Below are 19,800 nucleotides of genomic sequence, written 5' to 3' on the forward strand. Positions count from 1 at the left end.
AATGAGGCTTTTTTATGTTAATTAATCTAATACAGTTTTATGTTTTGTTCGCTAACTGTCCACAAGCAGCATCAATATCTTTCCCTCTACTCCTACGCACGTTTACAACTATTCTATTACGCTCTAATTCTTGTATATAATTATCTATAGCCTTACTAGATGCCTGCTGAAACTCACCATCATCTATAGGATTGTATTCAATAATGTTAACCTTGCAAGGCACATATTTACAAAATTTAATTAAAGCTTGAATATCTTCCATTCTATCATTAATGCCATCCCAAACCACATATTCGTACGTTATTTTTCGTTCTGTTTTTTTATACCAGTACTCTAAAGCTTCTTTTAAATCTTTAAGCGGAAATGTTTTATTAAACGGCATAATTTTAGTTCTCACCTCGTCTATTGCGGAATGAAGTGATACCGCTAAATTAAATTTAACCTCATCATCTGCCATTTTTTTTATAATCTTAGGCACACCAGAAGTAGAAACTACAATTCTTTTTGGAGACATTCCTAATCCTTCTGGAGAAGTAATTTTTTCTATAGACTTAATTACATTATTATAATTCATGAGTGGCTCTCCCATTCCCATAAACACAATATTACTTAAAGGCCTATTAAAATATAATTTACTTTCCCTATCTATAGCTACTACTTGATCATAAATTTCATCTGGATTAAGATTACGCATACGTTTTAAACGCGAAGTCGCACAAAATTTACAATCTAAACTACAACCTACCTGACTAGAAACACAGGCAGTAGTACGTGTTTCTGTTGGAATAAGAACAGATTCCACAATTAACCCATCGTGCAATTTTACAGCATTTTTTACTGTACCATCGCTACTACGCTGCATAGTATCTACTTCTATATGGTTTATAACAAAATTATCCTCAAGCATTTGGCGAGTTTCTTTAGAGATATTTGTCATATCCTCAAAAGTATGAGCACTTTTATTCCACAACCACTCGTAAACTTGGTTCCCACGAAAGGCTTTATCTCCTTCTTTTACAAAAAAGTCTCGAAGTTGCTCTTTTGTTAATGCACGTATGTCTTTTTTCTTATCTGTCATTTGTTTTGCAAAAATAGAATATTTTAAAATACTATCTCTTTAGTATAATAAAACTATAAGACAAAAACTTATAATTAATACATATCCTTTATAATACTGCATAAAAAAAGCAACTTTTTTCAAAGTTGCTTTTTTATTTAATATTATTAAGGTTTATTTATCGTCTACTTTAATCTTTGTTTCTCCGTCTTCAGATTTAATTTTAACTTCTTTTTCTTCAGATTCCATCTTGATTTTAGTTTCATCACCATCAACCTTTTTTTCAATTTCTGCTCCATCAGCTTCCATTTCCTCAATTAGTTCTTCAGCTTTTGTTTGGTTTTCTTCTCTACAAGACGCAAATGATATAGTCATAAGTGATAATGCTATTAGTGGTAAAAATATTCTTTTCATTTTTATTGTTTTAATAATTAGTTATATCTAAATGTAAAAATATATTTAATATCATCAAACTAAATGTTAAATAATAGTGTTTAATTTAACAAAAATGTTAATAATCAAGTAACTTTTCAATTTTAGTCTTCACTTTTTCTGTTGAAGGAATCATAGTTTGCTCTAAAGTTGAATTTAAAGGAATGGCCGGCATATTCTCACTACCAATTGTCATTACTGGTGCATCTAAATATTTAAAGCATTCTTCTTGAATTTTACCAGATAATGCTCTAGCAAAACTATTGTTTGAAGGTTCTTCTGTTACCACCAAACACTTTCCTGTTTTCTTAACCGATTTCATAATCGTGTCTTCATCTAATGGAAATAAAGTACGTAAATCTATAACTTCAATTTGGTCTTGCAAGCCTAATTGTTCTGATGCGTTCATTGCCCAATGCACGCCCATTCCATAGGTAACAATCGTTAGAGTTTCTACATTTTCTTGTTTCCAGATTTCTTGTAAAACCCAAGCTTTTCCAAAAGGTAAAACATAATCTTCACTTGGCTCAACAGATGTTGCGCCTTGTGTTCCTGGCACTTTAGACCAATACAACCCTTTGTGTTCTAAAATGACCACAGGATTTGGATCGTAGTAAGCCGCTTTCATTAAACCTTTTAAATCGGCACCATTACTTGGATAGGCTATTTTTATACCACGAATATTTGTAATCACACTTTCTACTGAAGATGAATGATAAGGTCCACCACTACCATAAGCTCCAATTGGTACACGAAGTATCATGCTAACTGGCCATTTACCGTTAGATAAATAACAACTTCTACTAACTTCTGTAAATAATTGGTTTAAACCTGGCCAAATATAATCGGCAAACTGAACCTCAACAATAGGTTTTAATCCAACTGCGCTCATACCAACTGTAGAACCTACAATAAAAGCTTCTTGTATTGGTGTATTAAACACACGGTCGTCTCCAAATTTTTGAGCCAAAGTTGCTGCTTCTCTAAAAACGCCACCTAATCGTCCACCAACATCTTGACCGTAAAGCAAACATTCTTTGTGCTTTTTCATTAGCTCTTCTACTGCGAAAAGTGCACAATCTACCATGACCACTTTATCTGCGCCTTCTGGTGAACGCGTTCCTTTTTCTTCGGTAATTGGTGTTGGTACAAAATCGTTTGTAAATAAATCTTCAGGTTTTGGGTCTTCGGCTTGTAATGCTTTTTCAAAATCTGATTGTATTTTCGCTTTCGCGGAATTTTCTATCTCTTCAACTTCTTTTTTTGAAAAACCAGCATCTAATAATTGTTGTTTGATTACTGGATATGGATCGCGAGAACGCGCCTCGTCTAAATCGTCACGATACCATTCCATTCTTACACCAGATGTGTGGTGATTTAACAAAGGTACTTTTGCATGTACTAAAAATGGTCTGCGTTCTGTACGAATAGTTTCTATTACTTTTTCTAGCGCTTGGTAACTCTCTGTAAAATTAGCACCATCTATTGAAATGGCTTCTAAACCTTTAAAACCCTGAGCATATTCAAAAGCATTTTGCGCTCTTGTTTCTGCTGCATTTGCAGAAATATCCCAACCGTTATCTTGTACTAAATATAAAATTGGCATTTGCTTTAAAGCTGCCATTTGAAAGGCTTCGGCTATTTCTCCTTCGGTTACTGAAGCATCGCCTAAAGAACAAACTGTTATTGGATTTAGAGCGTTCTCGACTGCGCTCGAACTGACAGGATCCGATTCTAAACTATAATTATCTAAACCTTGTAATTCTTTATACTGCATACCCATAGCAACACCTGTTGCTGGTATGGTTTGCATTCCTGTTGCTGAGGATTGATGTGGAATTTTTGGCTTATCGTCATCCTTTAAACTTGGGTGCGAATAGTATGTTCTTCCGCCAGAAAATGGATCGTCTTTTTTTGCTAATAATTGCAACATTAAATCGTAAGGTTCTAAACCAAATGATAATAACATAGCATCGTCTCTATAGTATGGAAATGCATAATCTTGTGGTAATAACTGCATACCTAAAGCTATTTGGATAGCTTCGTGACCACGAGATGTAGCGTGTACGTATTTAGAGACTTGTTTAAAATTAGCTTCGTATAATTCTGCCATTGCTTTTGCTGTGCAGAGTTTTGAAAATCCTTTTTTTAGTGTTTCTTTTTTCATATTCATGCCTGCGAAAACAGGTATCTATTTTGTTATTATCTCAAAAATCAATCTTTTTTATTCGTTTAAAAGATTTTTTTTGTTTACGTTAGTTTGCGTTAGCGATTGATGTGGCATCCTTTTTTGCCATTAAAAGCAAAAAAGATATAACGGAAAGCGCGACCCTTGTGGTAACGCCCAAAATATTTTAAGCTAACTGGTTTTCTACTTTTAGCATCCAACCAAATTTATCTTCTACTTTACCAGTTTTAATGGCGTTTAAAGTGTTGTTAACGTCTAAACCTACTGGACTTTCGTTGGATACGTGTATAACCTCATCGCCTACTCCAATGTCTTGAATGTAAGCAATACCAACGGCTGTTCCTGTACCAAAGGCTTCTTCTAATGTTTTGTTTTTTGCCGCTTCTTGAATCTCGTCTATGGTTATTTTACGCTCTGTAACCTGGTAACCTTTATCTCTTAATATATCGATTACACTCATGCGCGTGATACCGTCTAATATAGAACCGTCTCGATTTGGTGTGATGAATTTTCCGTCGATTTTAAAGAAAATATTCATGGTTCCAACTTCTTGAATGTATTTGTGCTCTATAGCATCTAACCACAATACTTGATCGAAACCTTTTGCTTTTGCTAACTCTGTTGGACGAATGGCTGCGGCGTAATTTCCGGCTGCTTTTGCTTCTCCTGTTCCACCATTTACGGCACGTATGTAATGCTTTTCGGCCCAAAGTTTAATACGCTTACTAAAAAACGGTCCTGCTGGTGAAGCCATGATTATAAATTTATAATGTGTTGCTGCACGCATACCAATAAAGGCTTCGTCTGCATACATAAATGGTCTTAAATAAAGCGCGCTACCATCGGTTGGTGGAATCCAGTTACGCTCTAAATCGACTAACTGTTTTAGTCCTTCTACAAATAAATCTTCTGGAAAATGTGGCATTCCCATACGGTCTGCACTGGTATTTAATCGTGCTGCATTTTTATCTGCTCTAAACAACATTGGATTTCCATCTGCATCTACTGTTGCTTTCATGCCTTCAAAAATGGCTTGACCGTAATGTAATGCCATTGCTGCTGGATGCGTAGGAATCATGCCCATTGGTTCTATTCTTGGGTTTTCCCAAACGCCGTTATTGTAATCACAAATAAACATGTGATCTGTGAATGTTGTGCCTAATGGAATGTTGTTGAAGTCTATGTTTTTGACTTTGGATTTTTCTACTTTGGTAATTGAAATGTTAGGTTTCATAATTTTATGCCCACACGAAAGTGGGTATCTCATTAATTAAACTTTATTTTTTATTGTGGATTCCGTATCAAATATGGAATGACAATACTATTTATATTAATATACTCTCTCTTTTACTAAGAGATTGCTACGTCGCAGGAATTAAATGTCTCTATTGATATCAAATTGCTCGAAATAATCGGCTACACGTCTTACAAAGCTTCCGCCAAGGAAACCATCTACAACACGATGATCGAATGATAATGATAGATACATCATGCTACGTATTGCGATTTCGTCTCCGTTTTCGGTTTCGATAACTTCTGGTCGTTTCTTAATAATTCCTAAGGCAAGAATTGCTACTTCTGGTTGATTTATTATTGGTGTTCCCATGACGCTACCAAAAGTTCCAACATTTGATATTGTGAACGTACTGCCTTTTATATCGTCTCCTGCCAATTTATTTTCTCTTGCTTTTCCTGCCAGTTCATTAACATTGCTAGCAATGGTTTTTAAATCTTTAGTATCTGCATTTTTTACTACAGGAACTATTAAATTCCCACTTGGTAAAGCGGTTGCCATACCAATGTTTATATCTTCTTTCACAATGATATTATTGCCATCTACCGAAGCATTAATGTTTGGAAAATCTTTTACTGCTTTAGCTACTGCTTCTACAAATAATGGTGTAAAGGTTAAGCGTTCGCCATGTTTTTCTTGAAAAGCGACTTTGTTTGCATTTCGCCAGTTTACCATGTTGGTTAAATCCGCCTCCACATAAGCTGTAACGTGTGGCGACGTGTGTTTTGAATACACCATGTGATCTGCAATCATTTGGCGCATGCGATCCATTTCAATTACTTTTCCTTTACCTTTATCGAATTGCAATTGTGGAATACGATAGGCTGTTGGATCTTTTTCGGCTACTGGTTGTGCAAATTTGTATGGTCTGCCTTCTTCTATGTATTGAAAAACATCACTTTTACGCAATCTGCCTTCATGACCTGTTGCTGGAATTCTGGCTAATTCTTCAAAACTAATGTGTTCCTCTTTTGCTATTTCTAGTATTAACGGTGAGAAAAATGTATTTGAATTTGAAACCGAAAAAGCATTTGAAGCAGAAGTTGATGCTTGCTGAACTGGTTTTGGTCTTTTTGATGCCTTTTCTTTCTTTTGAGACGTCTCGACAGCACTCGATGATGCTTTTGCTTTATTGGAAGATTTTACCTCTTCTGAAACTTCTAACACTGCAATGACTTCTCCAACTGGCACAACATCTTTAGCTTCAAATAAGGTTTTAACTAGTGTTCCTGAAGCTGGTGCTGGTACTTCGTTATCTACTTTATCTGTAGCAACTTCAAGTATAATGTCTCCTTCATCAAAACTATCTCCTTCAGAAATTAGCCAATTAATAATGGTACCTTCTGTTATACTTTCGCCCATTTTGGGCATTTTTAATTCAAAATTTTTCAACATTTTCAATTTAAATATCAGAAATAAAAATAAGTATATTCAATATTTTATTTAGTTAAAATCTTACTTTAAAAACTATAACAGAATATAATTCTATAATTTTAAATTATAAAAGAATAAAAAACTTTTTATTAATATATTTGCCTTATCTAATGAAATAAAATTCTATGGCTTTTACAATGGATAAAATAGACGCAGAAATTCTTTCTCTTCTTCAAAAAAACAGCAATCGAACAACAAAAAGTATTGCTAACGAATTAGGCATGACAACCACTCCTATTTTTGAACGCATTAAAAAATTAGAAAAAGAAGGTTATATAAAAAAATATGTTGCTATTTTGAACAATAAGAAAATAGGTTTAAAACAGACTGTTTTTATAGGAATTACTCTACAAGGACACACTAGAAGTTATCTTGAAAAATTTGTAACTCAAATAAATAGTTTTCCTGAAGTTATTGAATGTCACAGAGTGAGTGGAAATTTTGACTATCTTTTAAAACTTGTTGTTGAAGATATTGAAGCTTATGAAACTTTTATTATTTCGAAATTAACGTTATTACCTTATTTAGGAAATGTACAGAGTTTAATTACACTCTCAACTGGCAAGGAGACTAACGAGATTGATTTGAGTGCTATTTTATAGCTTAAAAAACTAATCTATTTAAATCTATTTTTTGAAGGTTTCACGAAGCGTTTTATAAACATCTTCTTGAACTTTCATACTTTCTGGCACTTTTCTTAAAGGTTCTACAGCTTTCAAACTTTCATGACAATCTGCTGGTAATTGTTGATATAATTGCGTGCCTTTTGTTTTCCATGCTATCATTTCATCACTTACTTGCTTGATAACTTTTGCAGGATTACCTACTACTAAGCTACGTTTTGGAATTATAGTTTCCGCCTTTACAAATGCCATTGCTCCAACTATAGATTCATCACCAATTTCGGCATCGTCCATAATTACAGTATTCATTCCAATTAAGCAATTACGCCCTAAATTTGCACCATGAATAATTGCGCCATGACCAACGTGAGCGCTTTCTTTAAGTGTAATCGATTTACCCGGAAACATGTGTACTGTACAATTTTCTTGTACGTTTACTCCATCTTCTAAAATAATTTGTCCCCAATCACCACGAATTGCAGCTCCAGGACCAATGTAACAGTTTTTACCAATAATAACATTTCCTGTTACTGCGGCCAATGGATGCACAAAACTTGACTCGTGAACAACTGGAATAAACCCATTAAAACTATAAACCATAGCAATATAAAATTTTTAAAAAATATTAAATACTTATAAAAATGACAATAAAATGTAAGGTTTTGTATATTTAAACATACTATTTAATAACAAATAATTTAAATATATAATCACACATCGTCATCATTCGATATAAAAAAAGAAGATATACCTCAACTTAAGTTTTCTAAAAATGAAACGTTATTAAGTTCAAAGAAAAGAAAATTAAGAGCACATTATTTAGAACGTGCTACCCAATTAGGTAATTTACTAAAAACAAAAGTTAAAATTTATTTTATAGATAACTCTAATAAGCTAATGAGCGTAAATACTACTATTTGGGCAGTTACTTCTAATTTTGTTGTGTTAAAGCAAGGGATAACCATACCTAAACACAGTATAATTTATGTTGAATAACTAAGAGCTTATTTAAAACCTTTTAGTTTTTCTTTTGTAAATTCTGAAAGCACAAGTTTTCCGCTAGTTGCAGCACGTTCTGCCAACAATTCATCCCAATGATCTGTACCTTGCCAGAATACTTTTTTCATTTCGCGCATAGCATCTGTATTGTAAGTGCATAAATGTTCTGCTGTTGTTTTAACAGCTTCATCTAGTTCTTCGTTACTTTCAAAGACATGCGTGAATAATCCTTTTTGTTTAGCCCATTCTGCAGGATAAAACGTATTCGCGTCTATTGCTATTTGCGACATACCGCTCAAACCAATTTTGCGCTCTATTGCTGGACCAACTACAAATGGTCCAATACCAATATTCAACTCACTTAATTTTATAGCTGCATATTTTGAAGCCATACAATAATCGGTTGAAGCTGCTAAACCAACACCACCACCAACGGTTTTACCTTGTATGCGACCAATGATAAATTTTGGACATTTACGCATCGCATTAATTACGTTTGCAAATCCAGAAAAGAATACTTTTCCAGTTGCTGCATCGTTGATGTTTATGAGTTCGGTAAAACTTGCTCCTGCACAAAAGGTTCTGTTTCCTCCACTTTTAAGCACAATTACTTTTATAGCATCGTTAGTTCCTGCATCTGTGATGGTTTGCGCTAATTCCGCTAAAACATCTCCAGGAAGAGAGTTATGTGCTGGGTGGAAGAATTCTATGTATCCTACTTCGTTTTCTATGGTTTGTTTAACGTATGGTTTTATCATGATTTTTCTAAAATTAACTTCTCAATTTTATTAATATATTTTTTAGCATTTTCGTTTTCAGGGTCTAAAACTAAAGATTTTTTATAGCTATTTAATGCATTATTATAATCTTCAGTTATAAAATAGGCTTGAGCTAAACTATCATAAAAATTAGCATTTTCAGGATACTCTTTTGTAAGATGAATAAAAAACTCAACCGCTTTTTTTTGTTTATTTTCATTCAGTAATTGATATCCATAATTATTCAAGCTTCTTAAATTTATTAAATACTTTGCAGTATCTGTTTTCAATTCTCTAAATTCTTTAAAAGCATTTTCAGAATTTCTTAAAAAAGAATGTTTCAATTTTGAAGCTAAATTAAGTTTGGGATATTTTATTAAATCTGCTTCAATTTCGATAAAAAACAAATTTGCCCAATCATTAAAAGCAGCGTCTGACACATTGTTTATAATTACTACAATTCCGTAATCGGAATCAGGACAAATTAACAATCCACTTTGTATACCTTTACTTGTACCAGTTTTTGAATAATAGTAACCTTCTTCTTCGCCAACGCCAATATTTTGCCACAAATAACCAATATTTTCATCGTCTTCTTTGTCTTCAAATAATGAACGTGACGCTTCCTTTACCCAAGGTTTATTTTTACTTTCAATAAGATATTGCATGTATTTTGCCATATCTGGCAAAGTTGAAATTGCGCCACCAGCTGCACCATATAATGGACAATAATCAGTCATTGCAGGTTTACCATCTCGATTTCCTTTAACTAAATTTGCTTTAAATTTTTCTGATTCGTTTAAAAATGTGTTGTTCATTCCAATCTCAGAAAACAATTCTTTTATTTGAATCTTAAAAGACTTTTTATTTACCTTTTCTAAAATATAAGCCAAAATTTCAGGCCCAATATTATTATACACAAACTTAGTTCCTGGCTTATTTATGATCTCAACATTTTTTAAATCTTTTAATAAATCTTGAATCGTATACTCCGCATTTTCATCACCGTTTTTTAATCGGTTGTAATAAGTTTGCAAACCTTTTGTTGTTTTACTTTCTAGACCTAAACTGTGAGTTAGTAAATGTTTGATTGTTATTGGTTGACCTTCAAATTCTAAATTTTTATAGTCGTCACCCAAATACTTGCGAATGTCATCGTCTAAACTAATTACATCAGACAACACAGCTTTAGAAGTTAATGCACCAGTGAAAGTTTTGGTAATAGATGCTATTTCATAAAGCGAACTATCATTAGGTGTATTTTTTTTTCCATTTTCTATTTCGCCATAATAATTCTGATAAGTTTTACCATCTTTATAAACCGCTAACGCAATTGAATTTATGTTCCCTTTTTGCAACGTATTTTTAGCGTATCCATCTATTAAAAAAGCTAATTCGCCGAAAGTTTTATCTTCGGAAATTTCAATCTTTTCTGCTGTTTCTTTTGGATTGTTACAGCTGAAAACTAAAACACAAATGATAATGAATTGAATTAGTTTCATATTTCTAAATGATTGTTTTTTATATTAATCCGAATTGCTCGAAATGATGGTTAAGGTGTTTTCTTTCTAATAAATACGCTTCGTATTTATTCAACTCACCGAAAACCAAATTTTTCAATTTAGCCTCTGGATTTTCTTTAAAAAACTCTATATATTTTTCTCTTTGCGCTTTAAATTTTTCAATAGCGGTTTCTAAATCTGGATGTTTTAAATCGTCAAGCGTTTCTTTTTCTAAATGTGGAAATTGAGAGTTTTTAGGAAACTTTCTGTAATCATATAAACTATGATGTACTTTTTCTAATATCTTTTCCGGTGTTGCAATATCAAAATCTTGAATTTCTCCTGAAGCAATTTTATAGGTGTATTCTAAATGCTCAATCATATGTTGTGGTGTCATGATTCCCCATTTAGGTTTAGCATCTGCTTTTAAATTTGAAAGACATTCGTCAATTTTTTCCGAAGTCATTTCAACAAAGGTTTCTTGCTTTTTTTCTACCATTGTTAATATGGTTGCAACAGCAACTAACGGACTATCTTTTTCGGTTTTCTGACTTTCTGGACGATTTTCAAAATTAGCATCAAAAACCTCAACGTGCCATTTTACGATTCCGCTTGGATGTTCTGCAGAAGCAACATCTCTATCTACTTTTTCTTTACATGTTAAACGTACATAAATAGTATCGTTATGATATAGTGGTCGTAAAAAACGAATACTATCTAAACCATAATTAGCTGCTACAGGTCCTTTATTTGGATACACAAACAATCCTGCTGCTGCAGAAATAATAAAATATCCATGCGCTGTTCTTTTTTCGAAAATACTTCCATCTAAAGATGTAATATCGGTATGTGCATAGAAGTGATCCCAAGTTAAATTGGCAAAATTCTGAATATCATTATCTGTTAATGTACGCTTATGGGTTTTTAATGACATTCCTGGTTGAATGTCTTCCCAATGGTATTGAAATGGATGCAGTTCTGCTTCCTTATATTTTGCATTTTGCTGATATATTCCTGTAATTTCCGTTATCGTTGTTGGTGAACCTTGAATGGCTGTACGCTGTAAATAGTGTTTTATGCCACGCATTCCTCCCATTTCTTCGCCTCCACCAGCACGTCCTGGACCTCCATGTACTAAATATGGTAATGGCGAACCATGACCTGTACTTTGCTTCGCACTTTCTCTATTTAAAACTAAAATTCTACCATGATGCGATGCTGCATTTATTACATACTCTTTAGCAATTGTATCATCATTGGTAGCAATAGAAGACACTAGAGATCCTTTTCCCATTTGCGCCAAAGTAATAGCTTCGTCTAAATTTTTATAAGGCATTATGGTACTTACTGGACCAAAAGCCTCACGTTCGTGAATCACTGTATTTTGAAATGGATGGTCTGCTCGTAATACAATCGGACTAATAAATGCGCCTTTTTTGGCATCTGCTCCAATAGTATTAATTTCGTCTAAATTACCATACACAATTTGTGCTTCTTTAGATAAATCGTTTACGGAATCTCGAACTGCTTGAACTTGTTGATGACTGACTAAAGAACCCATTCTCACCTCTTTCAATCTTGGATCTCCAATAGTTACTTTATCTAGCTGTTTTGCTAATGCAGTTTGCACATCGTCTACTAATTTTTCTGGCACAATAATTCTTCGAATAGCTGTACATTTTTGCCCAGCTTTAACCGTCATTTCCTTTCTAACTTCTTTTATAAACAAGTCGAATTCTGGTGTTCCAGGAACCGCATCTTCTCCTAAAATGGAAGCGTTTAAAGAATCGGCTTCCATAGTAAAAGGTACAGATTCTTGTATTAATCTTGGATGCGCTTTTAGTAAGCGTCCGGTTTGTGCAGAACCTGTAAAGGTTACTACATCTTGAGATTCAACGGTATCTAAAATATTTTTAACCGTTCCGTTTATAATTTGTAATGCACCTTCTGGTAAAATACCAGAATCTATAATGGTTCTTGCAACTGCTTCTGCTAAATAAGATGACGAAGGTGCAGGCAACACCACAGCAGGAACTCCTGCCATCCAGTTTACCGCACATTTTTCTAACATTCCCCAAACTGGGAAGTTAAATGCGTTGATGTGTACTGCAACTCCTTTTTTTGGTACCATAATATGATGCGCCATAAAGCGTCCGCCACGAGACAAATCGATAGCATCACCTTCTACATGATAGGGTTGATTAGGAAACAATTTTCGTAACGACGCGTTTGCAAACAGGTTACCAAAACCACCTTCAATATCTATCCAACTATCTACTTTAGTTGCTCCAGTTCTATAGCTTAATTCGTAAAACTGGTCTTTCCTTTTGGTCAAATACAATGCTAGTTTTTTAAGCATATTTCCACGCTCTTGGAAGGTCATTTTACGAAGTACTTCTCCTCCTTTTGTTCGTCCGTAGTTTAAAATTTCAGGAACGTCTAAACCTTCTATTGCAACGCTTGTAAAGGCTTCGCCAGTTACTGCATCTAAGATTGGTGTTCCTTCTTCTTTTCCTGTTGTCCAAGAACCTTGAACGTAGTGCTGAATCTTGTTCATATTTAATATATAGTAGATTCCGCATCTAGTGCGGAATGACAAATCGTTATAAATTTATATTTTCGATAATAGCAGCATAACCTTGCCCAACGCCAATACACATAGTCACTAGAGCATAGCGCTTGTTTTGTTCCTTCAACTCTAAAGCTGCCGAATACGCAATTCTTGCTCCTGTAACACCCAATGGATGACCAATTGCTATAGAGCCTCCATTTGGATTTAATCTAGGATCGTTATCTGCAATTCCCCAAGCGCGAGTACATGCTAATGCTTGTGCCGCGAAGGCTTCGTTAAGCTCGATAATGTCGATATCATCCATGGTTAAACCTGCTTTTTCTAATGCTTTATTAGAAGCTTGCACAGGACCAATACCCATAATTCTTGGCTCGACACCAACCACTGCAGAGCTTACTATTCTTGCCAATGGGTTAAGATTGTATTTTTTTACTGCATCTTCACTTGCAATAATAGTTGCTGCTGCTCCATCGTTTAATCCTGAAGAATTCCCAGCAGTTACGCTTCCGCCTTCTTTTTTAAATGCTGCTCTTAATTTTCCTAAAACTTCTAAAGATGTTGTTGGCTTTACAAATTCATCTTTAGAAAATTGAATTGGATCTTTTTTACGTTGTGGAATTTCAACTGTTACTATTTCTTTTGCTAATCGACCGTTTTCTTGTGCTTTTGTAGCTTTCATTTGGCTCCAATGCGCAAATTTATCTTGGTCTTCGCGAGATATATTATATTTTTCAACTAGGTTTTCTGCAGTCATTCCCATACCATCAGTACCATACATTTCGTGCATTTTCGGATTTACAAATCGCCATCCGAAAGTAGAGTCGTACATTTTAGAATCGCCTCCAAATGCTGATGATGGTTTTGCCATGACGTATGGTCCACGTGTCATATTTTCTACTCCTCCGGAAATAAACACATCGCCATCTCCAGCTTTTATAGCTCTGTTAGCATGAATAATTGCTGACAATCCTGAGCTACACAATCTATTAACCGTTTCTCCAGGTACTGTAAATGGCAAGCCTGCCAAAAGTGAAGACATACGTGCTACGTTACGGTTGTCTTCTCCAGCTTGGTTGGCACAACCCATAACAACATCGTCGTATGCTTCTTTTGGAATGTTTGGGTTTCGTTTTACAACTTCTGAGATTACTAATGCTCCTAAATCATCTGTTCGAACAGCAGATAAGGTTCCTTTGTAGTTTCCTATTGGTGTTCTAATTCCGTCTATTATGTATGCTTCTTTCATCTTAAATGCCTGCGAAAGCAGGTATCTTTTAATTATTACTATTCTTTTTGGCGTTACCTAAAGGTCGGGCTTTCGGCAGTCGCTTTTTTTTGAGAAAAACAAAAAAGAGCTTCAACAAATGCCTCAATCCCTAACGCACTTACTTGTTATGTTTTTCCTTAGCCAAAGTTTATTTTCTTTTAACTAAGAGATTCCTGCCTTCGCAGGAATTAGTTCCAATCTTTTTGAGTTCTATAAACTACACCTTTAAAAAGTGCAACTAATTCTTCTCCTCTTTTGACTTCAATAATATTAAAGCCTAATTTATTTTTTACGTTTTCTATTACAGATTCTGCTGTAATATAATCTCCTTCTTCCAATGCTTCAATATGATTAATACTTGTTTCTATTGAAACTGCATATTTACCATGTGTGTTTGCTGCAAATCCAAATGCTGTATCTGCTAAGGAATAACTAATACCTCCATGTGCTTTATCCATACTGTTTAGCATTTCTTTTCTTACAGTCATTGCTACTTTACAGCGACCTATTTCGCATTCTAGGATTTCTATTCCTAGCCAAGTGCTATATGCATCTTTGGATAGCATTTTATGAGGAATGGCTTCGCCTTTCATTTAAAAAAAAGTTTTATTTTCTCTGTTCATTTTTCGTAATAACGGACTACAACGGTATCTATCTTCATGGTATTCGTTATATAATTCGTCTAATTTAGACACACACCAATCGATACCTTTTTCATCTGCCCAAGCCAATAATCCTTTTGGATAGTTGACACCTTTAGTCATAGCATTATCTATGTCTTCTGCTGAAGCAATATTTAAGAATAGTGCATCTGCTGCTTCGTTGATTAGCATGACTAAAACTCTGTTGAAAATAGTTTCAGATAATACTGCATCTTTTGTTGGTTCTGGTTTTACTGCTCCTTCAGAATAATCGTAATAACCTTTTCCTGATTTTCGTCCTAAATATCCTGCTTCACTTAATCGTTTCTGTGTAAAGCTTGGCTTGTATCTTGGGTCGAAATAAAAAGCGGTAAAAACGGTTTCGGTTACCGTGTAATTAACATCGTTTCCTATAAAGTCCATCAACTCAAATGGTCCCATTCTGAAACCACCTAAACTTTTCAAACTGTAATCTATGGTTGCGAAATCTGCTAATCCTTCTTCGTAAATTCTTAGTGATTCGCCATAAAAAGGTCTTGCTACTCTGTTTACTATAAATCCTGGAGTGTCTTTAGCTACTGCTACTACTTTTTTCCAATCGGAAATCGTTTGTATTGACTTATTAAGAACCTCATTAGACGTTTGAATAGCAGGAATGACCTCAACCAATTTCATTAAAGGTGCAGGATTGAAAAAATGAATACCAACACAACGCTCTGGTTTCTCTAACGAAGCTGCAATAGAAGCTATGGATAAACTTGATGTGTTTGATGCTATGATGCAATCTTCTGAAACATAAGTTTCAAGTTCTGAAAAAACTTTTTTCTTAATGTCAAGGTTTTCAATTATTGCTTCAATCGTTAAGTTAGAATCTGCTAAATCTTTTAAATTATCAACATAAGAAATGTTAGATTGAATTCTGTTTTTTTCTTTAGAATCTATTCGTCCTTTTTCAATAAGACGATTTAATATTTTTTCAAGACTAGCTTTAGCTTTATCCAATGCTGCTTGATTAGTATCGTATAATTTAACTGTACAACCAGAAGTTGCTGCGACTTGCGCGATGCCACTTCCCATGGTTCCGGAACCTATTATTCCTACGTTCATTTAGTTTCCTTTAAAATTTGGTTTTCTTTTTTCTATAAATGCTGCAACGCCTTCCGCATAATCGTTAGTACTTGCTGCTTCTATCTGTAATTTAGACTCTAACGCTAATTGCGCTTCTAAATCGTTTGTCATAGACTTGTTATATAACTCTTTAATTAAGCCTAATGCTTTGGTAGGCATGTTGGCTAACTTTACAGCTAGCTTATTAATTGTTTCTTCGAATTCTTCCGTAGAAACACATTTGTAAATCATTCCCATTTTTTCAGCTTCTTCAGCTCCAATTTTATCACCTAACATGGCTAAAGCTAAAGCTTTTTGAAAACCAATTAATCTTGGTAAAAAGAACGTTCCTGCACTATCTGGCACTAAACCAATTAAACTAAATGCTTGAATAAAACTTACTTTTTCATGCGCTACAACAATATCACAAGCTAAAGCAATATTGGCTCCTGCTCCTGCTGCCACACCATTTACTGCTGCAATAATTGGTTTTTTAATTGCACGAATTCTTGTAATAATTGGGTTGTAATGCTCGTCTAATATTTTTTTAAATCCTGGATTTAAATCTGGATCTGTAACTTCTTTTAAATCTTGACCAGCACAAAATGCTTTTCCGTTTCCTGTAAGTACAATTGCTCTTACATCTTCGTTTTTTTCGCACGCATCTAATGTGTCGTGGAGACTAAATGCCATTTCACGGTTGAAGCTGTTGAATACTTCTGGTCTGTTTAGCGTGATATATGCTACCTTATTTTCAATTTTAAGCTCAATACTTTTACTCATATTTATTTTTTATTATGGATTCCGCATCAAGTGCGGAATGACAAAACGTTTTATTTAATAATCTCTCTTTTATTTTTGCTGATGAGATCCTGAATCAAGTTCAGGATGACAACAAATTATCATTTGAGACATTTAAAATAATCGAAAGGTTCCTGGCAATCATCACACTGAAATTGTGCTTTGCATGCTGTTGACCCAAACTGACTTACTAATCTTGTATTCATGGAACCACAATTAGTACATTTTACCAATCGTTTTCCATTCAGCAACACATCTTTATCTGCTTCTGCGTTTAAAGGTGCTGCTATACCGTAATCTTCTAATGCTTTTCTTCCTCTTGGTGTAATCCAATCGGTTGTCCAAGCTGGTGCTAAAATTAATTCGATTTCGGAATCGTATTCTGCAATTTTCAATGCTGCTTTAATATCGTCTCCAATAACATCCATTGCTGGACAACCACTATAGGTTGGTGTAATTTGAACTTTCACGATGTTATTTTCGATAATAGCAGAACGTACAACTCCCATATCCATAATGGATAATACTGGAATCTCAGGATCTGAAACTTTTTCCAGAATTGGTATTAAAATTTCGTCTATGTTTTGTTCTGTTGTTGTCATGTTCACTTCCCATGAAAATGGGAATCTTTTATTTTGCTTCTCGATACAATTTGTTCCTTCTTCACAAATCACTCGAAGTGACGTTTATTTTATGAGATTCCTGCCTTCGCAGGAATTTTACCATTCCATATTTGGATAGGTACGTTGCATATATTGTAAATCGGTTAATAAATATCCCAAATGCTCTGTATGAATACCTTGTTTACCTCCTTTTTGAAACCATTTAGATTCTGGTGTTTCTAAGGTTGCTTCGCTTAAAACAGCTTCTACTTTCTCGTAGTATGCTTTTTTTAAAGTGGTAACATCTACTCCAATTCCTTCTGCAACCATTGCTTTATCTGCTTCTGTTTGATGAAATAATTCATCTGTGTACGTCCACAAATCATTTATAGCTTCTTGCATTTTGGCTTTACTTTCTGAAGTTCCATCTCCTAGACGCTTTAACCAATCGGTAGAAAAACGTTGATGATAGCTTACTTCTTTTAGCGACTTTGTTGCAATTGCTGAAAGCGTTAAATCCTTACTTTTTTCTAATTGAGTTAAAAAGAGAAAGTGATACACATCGAACAAAAACTGACGTGCGATAGTATATGCAAAATTGGTATTTGGTTGTTCTACCAATAACACGTTTACATATTCTCTTTCTTTACGAAGCATTGCAATATCATCTTCCGTTCGCTTATCTCCAGCAATTTTTGCTGCATATTGATAATAGCTTCGTACTTGACCGAATAAATCTAGTGAAATATTTGTACAGGCAATATCTGTTTCTAAGCTTGGTCCGTGACCTGTTAACTCTCCTAGTCTTTGACCGAGAATAAGACTGTTGTCTGCTATGCCTAATATATAATTGTATAAATTCTGATTCATAGTTTCCTAAATGAGATTCCTGCCTACGCAGGAATTTGTTACATATGTTTTACTTCGTCTGGTAAATCGTAAAATGTTGGATGACGATATACTTTATCTTGAGCAGGTTCAAACATTTCACCATTATTCTCAGGATTGGATGCTGTAATATGCTTAGATTCTACCACCCAAATACTTACACCTTCGCTTCTTCTAGTGTAGACATCTCTTGCGTTTTCTAATGCCATTTCCTCATCTGCTGCGTGTAAACTTCCGCAGTGACGATGTTCTAATCCGTTTTTACTTCTTACGAAGACTTCCCATAAGGGCCAATTTTTTGTTGACATAATTTTTAATGCCTGTAAAAACAGGTATCTTATTAATTATATTTATATTTTCTTTTTTCTTTATGTTCATTTTGTCTTGAAACAAAACGAACCAAAAGTTCAAGTTGAAATTAGGAATTTTTAAAACTTCTTTTAGAGTTTTAAAACCTCAAAATGAAATCTAAATTTTTTCCAAGGCTTCAAAAATTCTTAACGATTTCATTTTGTTATTCTGCATTTCAACGTGGTGATTATTTGCTAACTGATTTTTAAATCAAAAGTCATTGACTATTTAACTTTATTAAACCGCCTTCTTCTCTTTTCTATCTTGTTTCTTTTCGGCATGTGCCATTGCTGCGTCACGAACCCATGCTCCATTTTCCCATGCATTTACTCTTGCTTTCATGCGTTCCTTATTCATTGGTCCATGACCTTTTACAACTTGCCAAAACTCGTCCCAATCGATTTCTCCAAAGTCATAACTTTGGCGTTCTTCATTCCATTTTAAATCTGGATCTGGAATGGTTAAACCTATTAATTCTGCTTGTGGAACGGTTTGATCTATAAATTGCTGACGTAAATCGTCGTTAGACTTACGTTTTAGTTTCCATTTCATAGATTGTTCTGTATGAATTGACTCTGCATCTGTTGGACCTAACATCATTAAACTTGGCCACCACCAACGGTTTAATGCATCTTGTGCCATTTCCTTTTGTTCTAGTGTACCATTTGCCAACTTTATCATGATTTCGTAACCTTGACGTTGGTGAAAACTTTCTTCTTTACATACACGAATCATTGCTCTTGCGTATGGTCCATAAGAAGTATTACATAATGGCACTTGATTGATTATTGCTGCGCCATCTACTAACCATCCTATAGCTCCCATATCTGCCCATGTTACTGTTGGGTAGTTAAAAATAGACGAATATTTTGCTTTACCTGTATGTAATTGCTCGTACATTTCTTCGCGAGAAATACCAAGCGTTTCGGTTGCTGAGTATAGATATAGTCCATGTCCTGCTTCGTCTTGTACTTTTGCTAACAATGCAACTTTACGACGTAACGATGGCGCACGAGTTATCCAGTTACCTTCTGGAAGCATACCTACAATCTCGGAATGTGCGTGTTGCGACATTTGCCTAATATGTGTTTTACGGTATTTTTCTGGCATCCAGTCTTTTGGTTCGATTTTCTCGTCTCTTGCGATACGTGCTTCGAATTGTTCTTCTAAACTTTTTATTTGTTCTTCACTCATCTTTCTAAGCTTTTAACTATTAGCTTTTGGCTTTTAGCTTGTTGAACTTCTTTTTTATTAGCTGTTGGCTGTTGGCCTTTTGCTGTTAGC

General features: G+C 34.4%; 18 protein-coding genes. 1 reads left to right on the forward strand and 17 read right to left on the reverse strand.

The annotated features are described in order from the left end of the window. Positions 1-37: 37 nt before the first annotated feature. From rlmN to CLV86_RS11750, 5 genes are all read right to left on the reverse strand, one after another. Positions 38-1,078, reverse strand: coding sequence for a dual-specificity RNA methyltransferase RlmN (rlmN, locus tag CLV86_RS11730; protein WP_076732076.1), 1,041 nt, complete (start codon positions 1,076-1,078; stop codon positions 38-40). 153 nt (positions 1,079-1,231) lie between these two features. Next, entirely contained in the window at positions 1,232-1,471 is a 240-nt protein-coding gene (locus CLV86_RS11735; RefSeq protein WP_121052556.1) for a hypothetical protein, read from the reverse strand. Positions 1,472-1,568: 97 nt separating this feature from the next. Then, complete coding sequence (locus CLV86_RS11740; protein WP_121052558.1) at positions 1,569-3,662, reverse strand: alpha-ketoacid dehydrogenase subunit alpha/beta; 2,094 nt, start codon at positions 3,660-3,662, stop codon at positions 1,569-1,571. A gap of 181 nt (positions 3,663-3,843) precedes the next feature. Continuing rightward, a complete protein-coding gene (locus tag CLV86_RS11745) occupies positions 3,844-4,911 on the reverse strand; it encodes a branched-chain amino acid aminotransferase (protein WP_121052560.1) in 1,068 nt (355 codons plus the stop codon). 141 nt (positions 4,912-5,052) lie between these two features. Continuing rightward, on the reverse strand, positions 5,053-6,333 hold the full coding sequence (locus tag CLV86_RS11750; RefSeq protein WP_249037477.1) for a dihydrolipoamide acetyltransferase family protein: 1,281 nt from the start codon (positions 6,331-6,333) through the stop codon (positions 5,053-5,055). A 209-nt stretch (positions 6,334-6,542) separates the two neighbouring features. Between CLV86_RS11750 and CLV86_RS11755 the strand changes: the two genes are divergently transcribed. Continuing rightward, positions 6,543-7,007: an Lrp/AsnC family transcriptional regulator gene (locus CLV86_RS11755; RefSeq protein WP_241828227.1), complete on the forward strand. Its 465-nt coding sequence runs from the start codon at positions 6,543-6,545 to the stop codon at positions 7,005-7,007. Between the two features lie 24 nt (positions 7,008-7,031). Here CLV86_RS11755 and CLV86_RS11760 read toward each other — a convergent pair whose 3' ends face one another. From CLV86_RS11760 to paaA, 12 genes are all read right to left on the reverse strand, one after another. Continuing rightward, positions 7,032-7,628 (reverse strand): acyltransferase, encoded by a 597-nt coding sequence (locus CLV86_RS11760; protein ID WP_121052562.1) that lies wholly within the window; start codon positions 7,626-7,628, stop codon positions 7,032-7,034. Positions 7,629-8,032: 404 nt separating this feature from the next. Beyond that, entirely contained in the window at positions 8,033-8,785 is a 753-nt protein-coding gene (locus CLV86_RS11765; RefSeq protein ID WP_121052564.1) for an enoyl-CoA hydratase/isomerase family protein, read from the reverse strand. After that, the gene (locus tag CLV86_RS11770) at positions 8,782-10,287 is read right to left on the reverse strand and encodes a serine hydrolase domain-containing protein (RefSeq protein ID WP_121052566.1); all 1,506 of its coding nucleotides are present in this window, start codon (positions 10,285-10,287) and stop codon (positions 8,782-8,784) included. The genes CLV86_RS11765 and CLV86_RS11770 overlap by 4 nt, the downstream gene beginning before the upstream one ends. A gap of 19 nt (positions 10,288-10,306) precedes the next feature. Further along, positions 10,307-12,844 carry a phenylacetic acid degradation bifunctional protein PaaZ gene (gene paaZ, locus CLV86_RS11775; protein WP_121052567.1) on the reverse strand — a complete coding sequence of 846 codons (2,538 nt, stop codon included), beginning with the start codon at positions 12,842-12,844 and terminating at the stop codon, positions 10,307-10,309. A 46-nt stretch (positions 12,845-12,890) separates the two neighbouring features. Continuing rightward, positions 12,891-14,105, reverse strand: coding sequence for a 3-oxoadipyl-CoA thiolase (locus CLV86_RS11780; RefSeq protein ID WP_121052569.1), 1,215 nt, complete (start codon positions 14,103-14,105; stop codon positions 12,891-12,893). Positions 14,106-14,314: 209 nt separating this feature from the next. Further along, the gene (locus CLV86_RS11785; protein WP_121052571.1) at positions 14,315-14,719 is read right to left on the reverse strand and encodes a hotdog fold thioesterase; all 405 of its coding nucleotides are present in this window, start codon (positions 14,717-14,719) and stop codon (positions 14,315-14,317) included. Continuing rightward, positions 14,720-15,874 carry a 3-hydroxyacyl-CoA dehydrogenase NAD-binding domain-containing protein gene (locus CLV86_RS11790; protein ID WP_121052573.1) on the reverse strand — a complete coding sequence of 385 codons (1,155 nt, stop codon included), beginning with the start codon at positions 15,872-15,874 and terminating at the stop codon, positions 14,720-14,722. It lies immediately after the preceding gene. Beyond that, positions 15,875-16,657, reverse strand: coding sequence for an enoyl-CoA hydratase-related protein (locus tag CLV86_RS11795; RefSeq protein ID WP_121052575.1), 783 nt, complete (start codon positions 16,655-16,657; stop codon positions 15,875-15,877). It abuts the gene before it with no gap. A gap of 119 nt (positions 16,658-16,776) precedes the next feature. After that, positions 16,777-17,277, reverse strand: a complete 501-nt coding sequence (gene paaD, locus CLV86_RS11800) for a 1,2-phenylacetyl-CoA epoxidase subunit PaaD (RefSeq protein WP_121052577.1) — start codon at positions 17,275-17,277, stop codon at positions 16,777-16,779. Positions 17,278-17,394: 117 nt separating this feature from the next. After that, on the reverse strand, positions 17,395-18,147 hold the full coding sequence (gene paaC, locus CLV86_RS11805) for a 1,2-phenylacetyl-CoA epoxidase subunit PaaC (protein ID WP_121052579.1): 753 nt from the start codon (positions 18,145-18,147) through the stop codon (positions 17,395-17,397). Positions 18,148-18,185: 38 nt separating this feature from the next. Then, a complete protein-coding gene (paaB, locus tag CLV86_RS11810) occupies positions 18,186-18,473 on the reverse strand; it encodes a 1,2-phenylacetyl-CoA epoxidase subunit PaaB (protein WP_013870237.1) in 288 nt (95 codons plus the stop codon). A 280-nt stretch (positions 18,474-18,753) separates the two neighbouring features. After that, positions 18,754-19,710, reverse strand: a complete 957-nt coding sequence (paaA, locus tag CLV86_RS11815) for a 1,2-phenylacetyl-CoA epoxidase subunit PaaA (protein ID WP_121052581.1) — start codon at positions 19,708-19,710, stop codon at positions 18,754-18,756. Between the last annotated feature and the right edge of the window lie 90 nt (positions 19,711-19,800).

The organism is Lacinutrix venerupis (assembly GCF_003663945.1).
Lineage (GTDB): Bacteria > Bacteroidota > Bacteroidia > Flavobacteriales > Flavobacteriaceae > Lacinutrix > Lacinutrix venerupis.